Raw genomic sequence first — 14,790 nt, forward strand, 5'->3', positions numbered from 1 at the left:
CCTGGGAGGTCCCGGCGCGCAGCCGCCTCACCGTGAGCGTGAACGACGCGGTGGGGCCGGACAAGGACGTCTCCATGCGCGTCACCTCCGACTACGCGGTGGTGGCCGAGCGTCCCATGTATTTCGATTTCGCCGGCCATTTCCCCGGCGGCCATAACGTCATGGGGGCCGCCGCGCCCGCCACCTCCTGGTATTTCGCCGAGGGGACCACCCGCGCCGGCTTCGTGGAATACCTCACCCTGGCCAACCCCGGCGACGCGGGCGCTCAGGTCACGGTGGAGTACATGCTGGGGAGCGGGCAGGGGGACAACGTGGTCCAGACCTGGGAGGTCCCGGCGCGCAGCCGCCTCACCGTGAGCGTGAACGACGCGGTGGGGCCGGACAAGGACGTCTCCATGCGCGTCACCTCCGACTACGCGGTGGTGGCCGAGCGTCCCATGTATTTCGACTACGGGAGCGCGGTTTGGAGCGGCGGGAGCTGCGGGCCTGGGTACGACGCCGCCGGCGGGGCTTTTTAGGGCTGGAGGCGGGACCGATAGCGGATGACCGGGGGAGATGCGGCGGTATGGGAGTGTTGGAAAGGCATCACCGTGAGGGATGTGACGGCATGAAGGTTATAGGAGGGGCCTGCCGGACCAGTGCCCCGGCTGGCGAGCACGGGAGCGGCGCGGAAGGAAGCCCGCGCGCCAGCCGGGACCGGAGCGGCGCGGAAGGAAGCCCGGGCTCCGGTCGGCGGCCCGGCCTTTGGGTGGCGTTCCTGGTCCTGGGGCTGGCGGCGGTGCTGCTGCTCGTGCCCGCGGCGGAAGCGCGCGCCGACGAGGGCCGCATCGTGGTCGAGCTGCAGGGCTCTTCCGCCACCTCCACCCATACGGGCAGCAACATCAGCGGCACCAACAACATCACCCGGCAGCCGTACAAGTTCGTGCAGGAGCGCTGGGGGAGGGATTTCCATTACGTACTCAGCGGCCTCTCCCGCGGCTCCTACAGCATCGAGTTCAGTTTCTTAGAGCCGGTGTACGCCCCGGGTCAACGAAAGTTCACCGTCTACGCCAACGGCGACAAGATCCCGTCCCTTACCGATGTGGACATAGCGGCGAAGGTCGGCCTCAACGCCGCCTACCAGGTGACGGTGCCCATCGTGGACACCAGCGACGGCAGGCTGGACCTCTGGTTCAATTCCCTGGATGGGAGCAGGGAGGCCACCATCTGCAATATCAGGCTCATCACCGTCGGGGAGACGGCGCTGGAGATCAACGTCATGGAGAACCGCCACTGGAGCGCCTATCCGCTGCGTTTCGTGAACGGTGAGGGACAGGACGTGCACGAGGCCGTCCTCGGCCGCCTGGGCTCGCGCTTCATGATCAACCCCGTGCCGCAGCTGCTGGGCTGGCGCCAGTCCCCCCTGGGCACCTGGACCGAGGACCTCTCCGAGCTGGTTCTGGCCTTCAAGGACGCGCAGGGCGACATCCGCTGCCTCCCCTTCACCGACCGTTACCCCGTCTTCTCTGACATAGACCAGGAGTTGACCCTGACCGGGGTGTCCTACGCCTGCTCCGACCCGGCCCTGTCCTTCCAGGCCACCGTCACCCTCACCGCCCCCTTCTACCCGCAGGACGCCAAGCTCTCCTCGGCCCCCTTCTTCTACGTGACCATCGCGGTGCAGGGGGACCTCGGCGGCGGCGAGTTCATCCTGGTGCGGCCGCACAAGGACGACAACACCGGGGCCGCCGCCCCGGTGGCGCTGGGCGGGGCCTCCTCCGGGTACAAGTACCGCACCAGGTACTCTTACGCGGACGAGAGCCGCAACAACGACCCGGCCGCCTACGGCGTCAATTTCTGGGAGAGCGTGGCCGTGGACGACGCCACCGGCGTGGCGCTGAGCTATGCCGACATCACGGACACGGGCTGGATCTGGGACTCGCCGGCGGGATATCCCCTGCCCTACGCCCACAAGGTCTACACCTTCGAGCCCCAGGGCTACTCCGGCCTGCGCTGGACGCCCGGCGGTAGCAGTGACGAACTCACCGTGGTGCTGGCCAGCCACACCAACGCCAACGTGCTCACCGTGCGCAAGGGAGCCAGCGACGTCCCCCACTCCTTCCTCTACCGCAAAGCGGCGGGGCCGGACCTGGCCTCCATCGAGGAAGTGGCCGATTACGCCCTCGGGGCGGAGCGGACATCCATCGAGGACAAAACGGCCTTCTTCGACGGCATACTGTCCGATACCTACGTCTCCCCCATGCCGGAGTCGGAGCGCGACCTCGCCGCCTGCGCCCTGCAGAGCTTCATCATCAACGCCTGGTGGGTGAGCGACGTCGCGGGGGAGGAGTGGTTCAGTGTCTGGGAAGGAAACTGCATGTTCCATTCCACCATCGACGTCGAGTACAACGACGCCTGGTTCTACCTCTACTTCTGGCCCGACCTCCTGGGGAAACTGCTGCAAGAGTGGCCGGGATTCGAGAAGTCCAACGCACAGGGTAAGTACCTCTCCCACGATATGGGGTGGATACAGAACGTCACCGGTATGGCTTACTCGCACGATATGCCGGTGGAGGAGAACGCCGACTACATACTGCTGCTTTACTCCCACTGGAAGACCACGGGGGACAGCGCCTTCATGAGCGGCCTCTTCGCCGGGGTGAAACAGTACACCCGCTTTATCTGGAGCTGCGACAGCGACGGCGACGGCCTGCCCGACCTGAACGTGGCCAACACCGTCGACACCGGCTCTCCCGCCATCCAGAACGCACGCAACCAGACCTACCTGGGGGTGAAGGCGCTGGCCGCCTACCGGGCGGCGGCGGAGATGGCGCGGGCCCAGGCCTCCCCCGACAACGCCTTCATCGCCGCCTGCGAGCAAAGGATACGGCTGATCAACCTCACCCTGGAGCAGAAGCTGTGGCTGGGCGACCACTTCGCGGTATGCCTGGACCCCGACGTGCCGCGGCTCGACCGCGAGGCCTATTCCCTCTATGCCTCCAACGGGCTGCTCTACCTGCTCGCGGCGGGCCTGGACAGCGGGCTCACGGCGGACAACCTGGAGCGCTTCAAGCAGGATATCGCCACCGCCGCGTCCAGGACCGGGCGCCGTTATGGCGACGTGCATACCAGCATAGCCAACGAGAACCAGTGGGTGTCGCAGAACCTGTGGAGGGACGCCCTGGGCTACTGGCTGGGGACGGAAGGCTGGCCGCAAGGCCAGCAGGAACGCCTTGGCCAATACTGGGACCTTCAGCACTACTACGCCACCAAGAAAAACGGCGGGTTCTGGGACGTGATCCTCTACCGCGACTACTACTTCCACGGCACCAGCGAGGCGATGAGCCTCGGATTCGACGACCCCGCCCAGGCCGACGCCTACGTAAAGGAAGCCGGCATGGAGGCCGGGGGGGCGCGCGGCGCCTACAACATGGACTCCACCTACTGGCAGATCCTGGGTTATTACCCCCGGGGCACGGCGCTCTTCGCCTGCGTGAGCGCCCTGGGGCGCCTGCGCCTGGACCGCGCTTCCGGCTACCTGCTCTACGACCCCGCCCACACACCGGGGCGCGTGCCCGTCTTCTCCTGCGCGAATTGGGGTCTGCCCGAAGATAGGGCGGAGGAGCGCATCCCTGTGCTGGTCTTCGACGCCGCGGGGGGCGCGCAGAAGGTAAACGGCGGCCTGCTCCCGGCCCAGGTGGGCCGCTCGCAGTACCGGCCGGTGACCGGCCTTACGGCGCAGCCCTTCTCCTGCTCGCCCGGCTCCAGCGGCCCCCGCGGCCAGATCCAGGTGTCCTACAGCGACCCCACCGGAGCCATAGAGAGGGCGCTGGTACTGTCAGGCACGGAGACCATCAGGGAACTGACGCCCGGTCCCGCCGGGCTCACCTGGGACGGCAGGGACGCATGGGGCCAGCCCGCGCCGGACGGCACTTACACCCTCTACCTGGAGACAGAGTCGGCGGATCCAGCTGTTTATACCCCTCCCGCCACCCTGCGGCTGGGGGTGAACACCGACCTGCCCTCGCCCTCCGGAACGTGGTACCTGGCGGAGGGGTACACCGGCGCCAACGCCACGGGGGGAGAATTCGACACCTTCGTGCTCATCCAGAACCCCGGCGACATCGTCGCCACCATCGAGGTAACCTTCATGCAGCCCGGCGGCGGCAACACCCCGCGCTCCTATTCCCTGCCGCCCCATTCCCGCTTCACCATCCACGTGGACGCCATCCTGCCCGCGGCGGAGGTGTCCACCTTCATCGCATCCGACCAGCCCGTGGTGGCCGAGCGGGCGGTGTACTTCAACGGATGGCTGGCAGGCCACGACACCATCGGCGTGAACTCTCCCTCCACCACCTGGTACCTGGCCGAGGGGTTCACCGGCGCCGACTTCGACGAATGGGTACTCATCCAGAACCCGGGCAACGCGGACGCCGCGGTGAATGTGCAGTTCCAGACCCAGGGCCAGGGCGTGGTTGACCGTTCCTACACCCTGCCGCCGCGCTCGCGCTTCACCATCCACGTGGACGATATCCTGCCCGACGCCAACGTAAGCACCTTCGTGAGCGCCAATCAGCCGGTGGTGGTGGAGCGGGCCCAGTACCTCAACTTCATGCGCAGCGGCACCTGCTCCATCGGAGCGCGGTCCCCCTCCTATACCTGGTATTTCGCCGAGGGCTACTCGGGGTCCGGTTTCGAGGAATGGCTGCTGCTGCAGAACCCCTGGGACACCGATACCTCCGTCGACCTCTTCTTCATGCAGCCGGACGGGACCAACAGCACCCTGCGCGTCGTCGTTCCCGCGCGCAGCCGCTACTCCGTGCCCGTGCACGCGGAACTCCCCGGCGTGGAGGTCTCCGTATCCGTCTCGTCACAACGGCCGGTGGTGGCCGAACGCGCCATGTACTGGAACGGCCGCAGCGACGGCCACGCCACCCTGGGCACTCCCACGCCCGAAAACACCTGGTATTTCGCCGAGGGCTACACGGCCGAGGGCTACGAGGAGTGGCTGCTGGTGCAGAACCCCTGGGAAGGCAAGGCCACGGTGAGGATCGATTTCATGCTCACCGGGGGGGAGACAGACAGCACCACCGTGGAGGTGGCGGGGCGCTCGCGCTTCACCCTCAACGTGGGCAGCGTGGTGGGGGCCGCGGAGGTGAGCATCAAGCTTTCCTCGGATTTGCCGGTAGTCGGCGAGCGGGCCATGTACTTCCGGGAGCGTTCCGGCGGCCACTGCTCAATAGGAGCTATCGAATAGTCTATCTTCTTGCTTCTTCTTCAGCGAGGAGCACCATCTACGAGGACTACATCCAGTTAAGAGGGCCGTTCTGGGATCGCCCCATCGCCATAGATTTGCTTACCAAACCAACGTCACGCTGGTGCTTGTCCAACAGGCTTGTGAGCTTTTTAATAGCTATTTCACACAGGCGCTTTCGTATTGATGATTTCTATTCAAAATGTCCTATTCTTCGATCTTGTCCTTGTATCCCCTGGGTGTCACCAACCTTCTTCGATAAGGGATATTTAAATAGCTGGCTATTCTTCTATGCTTTTCTAGAATATTTTGAGGCATCTCTTTGTATACTGGCCACCACAGATCACGAAATACGATTTTGTACAACATGGGCCTCCATCGTTTCTCGAGAATACTCTCCTCCTCGACCCTAACAAATATCAGGTATTTATCCATCCTTAGGGAGTAATTTGAATGCACGAAGCAGAGTTCAGCTATTTGATCGATCCTGCAAGTGATCTTCTTCCCGGGCAACCATGGCCCCACTCTCCTCAGAGTGACCATTCTAGACCCCTTATCAATCACCAATATGTTTAACAATCTACCCTCTGAGTAAGCGCCTATCACCAGGAGAACCATTGTAACTGGGATGAGCCATAACAGTTCATATGAATCCCTGGAAATAAGAGACAGGATCGCAGCTGTCAATCCTGCAAGAATAATAAGAATTACTATGTACGATATGATTGCATCGTACAAGCAACATCTTATTACCATCCTTTCTTCAGACTCTTCAACAATTTGAATCTTGTACATAGGCCAACCTATTCATTCAAATATTATGTCAAGCACTAGACTACCAACATCTGCCATGTTACCGATATTGCCAGGGATTAAGCCAACACCATTCGCTATTGTCTTTGACCAATATTCCTCAGCGCTCATATCATGGAGTATCCAATAATGGATACTATCCTTAGCAATGGATGCTACACCGCAGGCAACTGAGAGGGGCGTGCATATCACATCTCCAATTAGACACCCTGCATCAAACGCGTAACCAAGGATTGAGTCGAGTATACCACCACCACGCTTTTTTACGTGAGCATGGGGAAGGGCACACCCTAAACCATAAGAGAGCTGACTCATTACGTGCTCTAGTGATCCTGTTACAACCCCGCCTCTTATCCCCACCGAGGCCAGGCTGCCCCAGTTGAAGCCAGCGAGGCCAGAGACGCCACCACCTGCGCCACTCGCGCCGTTCAGTGCCAAGTCCACGCCCGCCAGCATGCTCCTCATACCGGCCCGGGCGGCGTTGATGCCGGCGATGGCGGCTTGGATGCCGGCATTGGCGGCGTTGATGCCGGCGATCGCCTGGCGGATGCCCTGGTTCGCCATGGCCAAGCCAGCGGCGATCTGGGCTTGTCCGAAATCGCCCATGCCAGCCAGCATGGAGAAATCGATGTTTATATTCATGGAAGATTGCCCCGTGGGGTCCACGCTGTTTATAGGGTTGTTCCCGCAGTACTGGTAGGGGTTTAAAGTGATGGGGCGGGATTTCGCGCCCGGGTGGGGGTCCTTGGTGAGGAACCTGCGCATCTCGGGTGAGTAGTACCTGGCGGGCATGTAGTAGAGGCCGGTCTCGGAATCTCGGAAGTAGCCGGCGTAGGCGTAAGGGCAGAAGAGTGAGTCGTAACCGGTACGGGAGGTCTCCTATGTGACCCTGCCCCAGGGGTCGTAGGTGAACCTCTTTGCCCAGTTCATGTTCTCGTCGGTTACGTAGATGACGTCTCCACGGGCGTTTGAGTGCAGGAAGAAGGTCTTCTGGCCCGCGCCCAGGTCCTGGGTCATGGCCACGGGGTGGCCCGAGAGGTCGTAGGCGTAGGAGCGGATGAGGTTTCCTGCCGCATCCGTCTCCGCGAGCACGTTTCCGCCCGCGTCGTAGTGGTAGAAGACGGCGTAGGTCTGCACGGTGTACTGCCCCTGTGCGTCTCTTTCGTAGGCGCACTTGGAGCAGCGCCTGCCCCGGGGGTCGTAGCCGAAGGCGAGCTTTATGTTCTGCGTATCATTGGTGGCGGAGGCGAGCCTGGTCCCCCGCTCATAGGCATAGGCCCACTCCCCGTCCGAGGTGAGGTTTCCGCATGTGTCATAGGTGAAGCCGGTGTCCGTGCACTGGTTGGCGGCGTCGTAGGCGTGGGTCTCGCCTCCTCCCAGCGTATCTACCGCGGTTAGGTTGCCGTTGCCGTCGTAGAAGTACTTCTCGCTTGCCGTGATCAGACCGGCCGTCTTCTCGGTCCAGGAGGTGAGGCGGCAGAGCTCGTCGTAGGCATAGAGGTTCCTTATGTTTCCCTGCACCATGCAGGTGACGTTGCCGATGGCGTCGTACGTGTATTCGGTGAGCGAGCCTGAGTCTGCGAAGGCGGAGGATACGCTGGCCACCCTTCCCGCCGCGTCGTAGGTGAGGGAGGTCGGATAGGATACGTTCGGGCTTGTGGGGACGCTGTTATGAAGCGTGGACAGCCTGCCCTGGTCGTCGTAGGCGTATGAGATGGCGCCATGACCAGCGGGAAGGGTGAGGGAAGCCTGTTCGCCCGTGTCCCGGTAGGCGTAGGTCACCTGCGTGCCGCTTCCCCAGCCGCTCTTGGAGTAGCCGAGCGAGGTGAGTCTGCCCGCCTTGGTGTAGGCGTAGGTGCTGGTAAACCCCCCGGCGTAGCTGGAGGAGCCGGATAGCAGGCGCGAGGCCTTGTCGAAGGAGAAGTTTAGGGTGATGCCGGTTGCCGAGTCGCTCACCTGGGTCATCCTGCCCGCCCCGTCGTAGGTGAAGGCGTAGGGGTTGGTGAGGTTGCCCTGGGGGTCGCGGAAGGCAACCTTGTCCAGGGTGCCATTCTTGCGGTAGGCGTAGTAGACCTCCCAGCTCAGGAGGGGATTGTTAGGGCCATCGGGGTCGGGGTAGGTCACCTTCTTCACCCCGCCCACCTCGTTGTATTCGACCTGGACCTGTCTTGCCAGGGCGTCGGTCTTTTCCGTCACCTGGCCCAGGGGGTTGTATTCGTAGCTGGTCTCCTCCCCCTTGTTGTCGAGGAACCACAGCAGCCTTCCCGCCTTGTCGTAGTGGTCGTAGTCGGCAGTGTAGGCCTGGATATCCTCTCCGTCAGCGTCATGCACCAGAGGAGAGACCAGGCTGGTCAGCTGGGAGAGCTCGTTGTAGGAGTAGGTGAAGCAGTAGGTATTGTCGGTGGGACCATCCGAGCGGGCGTCCCGCGCTTTTCTCACGTTGCCCACCGGGTCGGTGGTCACGTAGGTGGTGGAGTAGCCCCCATCGGCATTGGGCGCGGTGACCTCATTCGCATAGTTCCCCCGGCTGTCGTAGGAGGTGGTTACGTCCTGCGGCATCTCGGTGAGGGAGACGTCGTAGAAGGTCGCCTGGGTGTAGTCGCCCGCGCACAGCTCCAGTTTGATCTCCAGAGTCGTAGCGTCCCCGCTGTCTATGATCTTGAAGGCGGTGGCGGGGGCATCGGGCACGCCGGGCGTGCCGGCGTCTCCTATGCCGTAATCGCTTCCGCCTATGTAGCCGCGCACGCTTCCCTCGCTGGCGTACTGCCCCCCGCATGATGCGCGCGCCCCTTCTCCCTCGCCAGCCGATTGGACCAGCAGGCGCACGAAGAAGAGATAGCGGGTGTTGGGCTTTACCTTGACGGTCTGGGTGGCGAAGTTGTCGCCGTCAAACGTCAACTCCGTGGGAGTGAAACCGTAGGCCGGCTTCAGGTAGTTCTGGTTGTCAATGCTCCAGCCCGTAGGACAGTCCCCGTCCCAGGTGCGGAAGGAGGAGTTCTCGACGGAGTTGAAGGAGGTGTCGCGAGTCCCGTAGAAGAGCTGCACGGCGTCGAACTCCGCCCAGGCGTCCTGGCCCGTCTCGGTCACCTTCATGACCAGCTTGACCTCGATGGAGTCTATGGGGGAGGACTTCTCGAAGGTCAGGCTGGTGCGGTTCCATTCGAGGGAAGGATTGAGCTTCACAGACCTCGCGGTGACTGGACTTCCCCCGGAATCGAGCACCCGGTATTCCAGCCACAGCTCCCGGTTCGCGCATGCGCTGTTGCGATAGGAAAAAGCGAGGGTGATATTCGCATCGTTTTCCATGATGCCAGGCAGGTCGACCTCTTGCTTTATGGCCATCTGCCCGGTATTTGTGTTTCCCTGGACTTCCAGCCTCTGCACCCTGCGCCCGGCGGCGGCACTGTCCGGGGGGTCTACGGTGTAGACCTGGTAGTCGGTAGCGCCCACTGGATTGAGATTCTCCTCGGCGGTCCAGCCGTCTGCCACTCCGCTTAAGTAGTCGTTATCCTTTTCCATGGAGGGGTTGGTGATGTGATTTATGTAAGGGGCGGGCAGGGCCACCGAGAGCCTGCTGTTCTCGGTGGCCTCGTCCCGCAAGACCACCGTCTGGGCGTCGTTTGCCTCCGTGGTCTTGAAGTAGCTCTGCCCGCCGCCGTATTCGATGCTCACCTTGTCCCCGTCGGGGGAGGTGACCTGGGTGGGGTTGTTCGAGGCGATGGCGGAGGCGGTGTAGTCGGTGGTTGCGGTGGCTTTTTCGGTGGAGTTCAAATCGTCCGTCAACCGGGTCACGTTGCCCCGGCCGTCGTAGAGCATGCTGGTGCTCCCCAGCGGGGTCGAGAGGTCTGAGTAGTCGGTCGTGCAGGTGACCTGGTGGCAGGCGTTCCAGGCGGTATCAGAGCGGCTGAGGCCGCCGGTGCCGTCCGGGTTCACTCCCCCGTACTTGCCCGTGGTGTGGCCGGCTGAATCGAACACGTATTTGGCGCAGATATTTATGCTCGGGGAGCCAACGTAGTTGCTGACGGAGGGGGAGGAGACGACGGTGCTGCCGCTGCCATAGGTGATGGTGGTCTTGTAGGTGTTATCGGCAGAGGAGGTGCTGCGGGGGTCGCGGTAGGCGGTGAGCTTGCCGTCCGAATAAGCGTAATAGGACTTGCGGGTGAGGTCCGTGTCCAGGCGGGTCTCTACCTGGCTTACGAGCTTGGGGTTGTAGGAGTGGTAGGAGATGGCCGTCCAGTGGCCGCCGGGGCTCAGGGTGACCTTGGAGAGCCTGCCCCCGGCGCCCGCGTACTCGTAGCTCACGCTGCGGGGGTCATGCCCGCCCTCATCCGCCCAGCTCACGCCCTCTAAGGCCTGGGTTATCTTTGCCCCGGATACCCATATGGGAAAGGTGCGTCCCGAGGCTTCGGTCACCAGGATGTCGTCATTCGCGGCGCCCCCATCGAAGTTCTTGCCGTACTCTATCTTCGTCTTATTCACATAGTTGCCGGTGCCGCCGTCCGCGCGGGCTGGGCCGGCGAAGTAGATGAGCTTGCCGTTCCCGTCGAAGAACTGCATGCCGCCGCTTGTCCCGATGACGCGGTAGCGCCAGTTCTTGTTGTCGTCGGTATCTGCGGGGTCGGTGTAGTCGGGGTTTTTCTCCACCCGGAAGTAAGCGCCCTCGGGACAGACGAAGAGGTTGGCTTTCTGCGCTTCACAGAGGAGGTAGGAAGTGCCTCCTGAGTCCCAGTAGGCCAGCCAGCCGTTCCCGTAGTCTTTTACCTTGGTATCCAGGTTCGAGAACCATCCGGGGCCGAAGAGGGTTGCCTGGCCCGACGGGGCCCCGCTGTTGTAGGTGCGGGCAAGGGAGAAGGCGCCCCGGCCGGAGACCGCGAGGTCGGTGGCGGATGCGGTGGCGTTTCCGGTCACCAGGTTCGCCGCGAGCCCTCCCATGCGCGCGTGGCTCATCCAGGAGGGGCCGGAGAGGCGGGCCGAGTCGGTCCTCTCTGCGTCGGTGGGCAGCTGAGCGGGGGCGACCACGGTGATATTTCCCTCTCCCGGGTCCACGCCTTTCTCGTCGAACAGGTACTGATCTTTCTTCTGCATGGAAAGGCTGAGTTCGTAGGTGTTTGCTATGGTCGGGGCGGTTATAGGAAGGCTTATGGAGATGGTCTCGCCCGGCAGCACGTCCCGGGGGAGGTCGATGCTTCCCTCCCCGACCTTGGTGCCAGTCCACTCCGATATCTTGTATGAGAGCTGCATGGGATTAGTGGGATCTGAGGTCGAGCAGTACCAGATATTGGCCCCGGTGTTCTTCACGTAGACGCTGCAGGCCTTGGTATCCCCGGTTATGAACTTCGTGGGCGCTTCGTCTAAGCTGTAGAGACAGCCGAGGGAGGTATAGGACATCTCCAGGCGGGGATCATATGTAGCGCTCTCGCGCGCATCTATGCGGAGCGCGCCGTTTGCGCTCTCGTCTCTACGCAGCCCGAAGCCCCGGTTGCGCGCGCCGCCGTTCTCCTCTCCCCGCACCCACTCCTGGGCGAGGGAGGTCGCGTCGAAGCTCGCCCAGGAGCCCGCGCTTACACTCTGGGAGGAGATGAGGCTCGTCCCGGGACGGTTGTTCCAGGTGACGGCGTCTTCGGCCCAGTCGCCGTTCACGCGGTGCAGGTAGACGGTCATGGGATTGCCGGAGCTGGTGTAGTAGCAGTGAGCCTTGAAGGTGGCGGCCGAGACGTCCGCGCCCCTGTTGTAGGCGGAGTTATAGCCCATCTCGTGAATATGGTAGCGCACGTCGAAGCCGACCAGGCCGCGTGTGGTGTTCCCGGACGATATCCAGCGGCTGAGCGCCAGGTGGTAGCGGGAGTAGGTGGAGTCGTATGTATTGTATGGGGTGCCGAAGTTGGTCGTGGGGTATAGCTCCGAGACGTAGGCGTCTCCCCGCAGGAGGGTGCCGTCCGGGTTGCCGCTGTAATAGGGGTAGATGGCGGGGTCTATGAAGACGGGGTAGACGCGGGCGGGGTCCGCGAGCCAGGCGGGGTCCGCGGTGAGGGTAAGGTGGGCCTTGCCATCCTTGTCCTTGGTTATGTCCATCTCCACGCTGGTGCTCCGGGGGGCTCGCCCGTCTCTTTATCCCTGCTCGAGTCGCACATCAAAGGTGCGTAGATGGTGAAGAGCTTGCTCCCGTCCTCTTGGCTCAGGAAGTGAATGTTTCCAAGCTCGTCCCACTCTGCGTCCATGCCTTCCGTGTCCAGCTTGAAGTCGAAGGCGTTAGGGGATGCGGGGCTCTGGAGCTTGATCAGCTGCTCGATGGTGGAGGAAAAGTGGATAAACTCCAGGCTGTAGCCCTTTTTGCTATCGTAATAGTATGCCTGGTTGCCCTCGGCCACGCAGTCAAGCGCGGGGGGTGCTTCGGTAGCAGGGGTCTCCTCGCCGGTCTCGGGCACTCCGTCCTTTACCTTCTGGTCCTCTTCATTATCCCCTTTGTAGTCCTTCTTCGCATGGCCCGCTAGGTGGAGCTTGGCCTTCTTATCCCCTATCTCCAGGGAGCAGGTCTTGCCGGAGTCGGACGTCTGGGCGAGCCGGAAGGAAAAGAAGTTGGAGGCGTTGGCGAGAGCGTAGCCGTCCACTTCGTCCGGTACGAGGTTTGAATTTATCTCCCGCCAGCTGCCGTCCCCGTCCTGCCAGTTTATAGGGGCGGTGAAGATCTCCCGGGTGAAAGTGCCGTCTGGGTTCTGACGCGTCTTCGTATAGGGGTCGCTGGGTGCGGTCATCTCCTCCGCAGAGATAGCATCCGTCCCGGGGAAGATGTCCTCCCCCATGGTAGTCGAATCGATTATCTCGGTCGCTTGCGCATCCGCGCTTGTATCCGGCTGCACTTCCTGTGCCAGCTCCTGTGCCCTCGCTGCTGCGCCAGAAAACAGCGACAGTGGCGAGAGAAGGAGCAGCAGAATGACGGCGATAACGATACTGGACCTTGCGAATCCGCGGTTTTTCATCTCGACCCCCCATAGAATATGAAAGAACACGCCTGCCCGAGAATCGTGAGTGCAGTTTGCTTCCCCATACGCCCCATGTATGTCAGCTACCGGAGCAAGCCCGGTTCTGAAGATGAATATATATATGGGGGGTGGGTGTCAAGGGGGGATTATCCGATTTGCCTATCTGAAGGGACTTATCTTTTATCCAAGAACCGGGTGGCTTTCAGGGCCAGGGTGGGGTCGTAGATCTCCGGTGACTGCACGAACTCCACCCTGGGATCGATGCCGGTGGCCTCGCGCACGCGGCTGACCACCTCGGCCTCCAGGTCCTGGCGCATCCTTCCCGCCACGGAGAGGCGGATGATGAGGCGGTCGGGGCTGAAGTGATTGTCCGGCTCCTCCTTCTCCACCACCAGCTGGTATTCGACCATCCCCTTCACCCCCACAAGCTGGTTATGGATGGCCTCCGGGTTGACCAGCTGGCCCCCGACGCGGATGACCTCCTCGGCGCGGGCCGCGTAGGTCGAGCCCATGCGCACCACCAGCCGCCCGCCGCTGCGTCCGCAGTGCGGGCAGGTCCCTGTTTCCCAGGCCGCCAGGTCGCCCACGACGTAGCGCAGCAGCGCCGTCCCCCTGCGGTCTATATGGGTCACCGCGAGCAGGCCGACCTCGCCGTCGGGGAGGGGCTCGAGGCTGTCGGGGTCGAGGATCTCGACATGGTAAAGGTTGGGAGCGGGATTGTGGTTGCCCCCGAACTCGCAGCACTCCACGAACGAGCCCTGGCATTCCGTGGTGATGTAGCCGTTCATTACGAACACGTCGCGGGCGTCCGCGCCCAAGAGGTGCTCGCGCATCTCGTCGCGCATAGCCTCCGGCACGGTGTCGCCCAGGGCCATGATAATACGTATGGACGAGAGGTCGGTGCCGAGCTGCTCTCCGCGCAGGATGAGCCTGCGCTCGAAGCGTCCCAGACCCGCGAGCACGCTTACCTGGTGCATTTCCGCCAGTTCCAGCACTTCGTCTATGGTGCGATGCAGGGGAAAGCCGGGCGCGTCCTTACCCGCCACCGCGTTGACCAGCTTCATCCCCGCCGCCGAGGCGAGGTGGATGGCGCGGTAAAAACCAACATGGGGCAGGCTCCCATACGGGAAGAGGTTGAGCAGCGTATCCCGGGGCGTCAGCCAGGTGATCTCCGCCTTGCGGCGCTGCTGCAAACTGAGGTTAAACATATCGTAGGTGGTGTTGAAGAAGGGAGCGGGGGCGCCGGTGGTGGTCCCCGAGGTGTAGGTTATCTCGTAAGTGACGTCCAGGGGCTGCGGCTGGTCAAACACGGGCAGGAAGGCCAGGGGGTCGGAGAGATAGGATTCCTTGGAGGTCACGGGCAGGCGCCGCAGGTCCTCCAGGGTACGGATGCTGTCGACCGCGATCTTCTCGCGCCTGAACATCTCGCGGTAATAAGGGCTCCAGGCCGCAAGCATCTCCAGTTGCCGGCGCAGGTTGCGCTCCTGCAGCCCCTTGAGCTCCCCCGGGTCCAGCCACAGGGGGTTGTCCGAGTCGCGGGCATACATGGGCCAGTTCGCCACGAACTCCCTCACCCGCTGGGGCGATATCTCCCCGATCCTCATGGGCCGAGCTACCTCCCTGTGATCACGTCTGCTGCAACGGCATAATTATATATGTTTCGCTATGCGCATTTAACACGGATTGTGATGACATGTACCGGCCCGGGTGTCGTCTATATCAGAAATCCTTTCCCGAGACCCTGAGTTGATTGGGTAATGCCTT

The 14,790-nt window shown here is 62.5% G+C and carries 7 protein-coding genes and 1 pseudogene; 2 read left to right on the forward strand and 6 right to left on the reverse strand.

Annotation, left to right across the window (positions count from 1 at the left end):
- A partial coding sequence (locus tag AB1384_04385; GenBank protein MEW6553510.1) for a DUF5719 family protein occupies positions 1-518 on the forward strand: 518 nt, incomplete at its 5' end.
- 89 nt (positions 519-607) lie between these two features.
- Positions 608-5,236 carry a DUF4965 domain-containing protein gene (locus tag AB1384_04390; GenBank protein ID MEW6553511.1) on the forward strand — a complete coding sequence of 1,543 codons (4,629 nt, stop codon included), beginning with the start codon at positions 608-610 and terminating at the stop codon, positions 5,234-5,236.
- 204 nt (positions 5,237-5,440) lie between these two features.
- On the opposite strand, the gene AB1384_04395 is transcribed toward AB1384_04390, so the two are convergent.
- From AB1384_04395 to AB1384_04420, 6 genes and pseudogenes are all read right to left on the reverse strand, one after another.
- On the reverse strand, positions 5,441-6,028 hold the full coding sequence (locus tag AB1384_04395) for a hypothetical protein (protein ID MEW6553512.1): 588 nt from the start codon (positions 6,026-6,028) through the stop codon (positions 5,441-5,443).
- A 12-nt stretch (positions 6,029-6,040) separates the two neighbouring features.
- On the reverse strand, positions 6,041-6,688 hold the full coding sequence (locus AB1384_04400; protein ID MEW6553513.1) for a hypothetical protein: 648 nt from the start codon (positions 6,686-6,688) through the stop codon (positions 6,041-6,043).
- 18 nt (positions 6,689-6,706) lie between these two features.
- A pseudogene (locus AB1384_04405) lies at positions 6,707-6,880 on the reverse strand (RHS repeat-associated core domain-containing protein).
- Between the two features lie 45 nt (positions 6,881-6,925).
- The gene (locus AB1384_04410) at positions 6,926-12,118 is read right to left on the reverse strand and encodes a DNRLRE domain-containing protein (protein ID MEW6553514.1); all 5,193 of its coding nucleotides are present in this window, start codon (positions 12,116-12,118) and stop codon (positions 6,926-6,928) included.
- Complete coding sequence (locus AB1384_04415) at positions 12,109-13,023, reverse strand: hypothetical protein (protein ID MEW6553515.1); 915 nt, start codon at positions 13,021-13,023, stop codon at positions 12,109-12,111. The genes AB1384_04410 and AB1384_04415 overlap by 10 nt, the downstream gene beginning before the upstream one ends.
- Before the next feature lie 176 nt (positions 13,024-13,199).
- The gene (locus AB1384_04420; protein MEW6553516.1) at positions 13,200-14,630 is read right to left on the reverse strand and encodes an AMP-binding protein; all 1,431 of its coding nucleotides are present in this window, start codon (positions 14,628-14,630) and stop codon (positions 13,200-13,202) included.
- Between the last annotated feature and the right edge of the window lie 160 nt (positions 14,631-14,790).

Source organism: Actinomycetota bacterium (assembly GCA_040757835.1).
In the GTDB taxonomy this organism is placed as follows: Bacteria; Actinomycetota; Geothermincolia; order Geothermincolales; family RBG-13-55-18; genus SURF-21.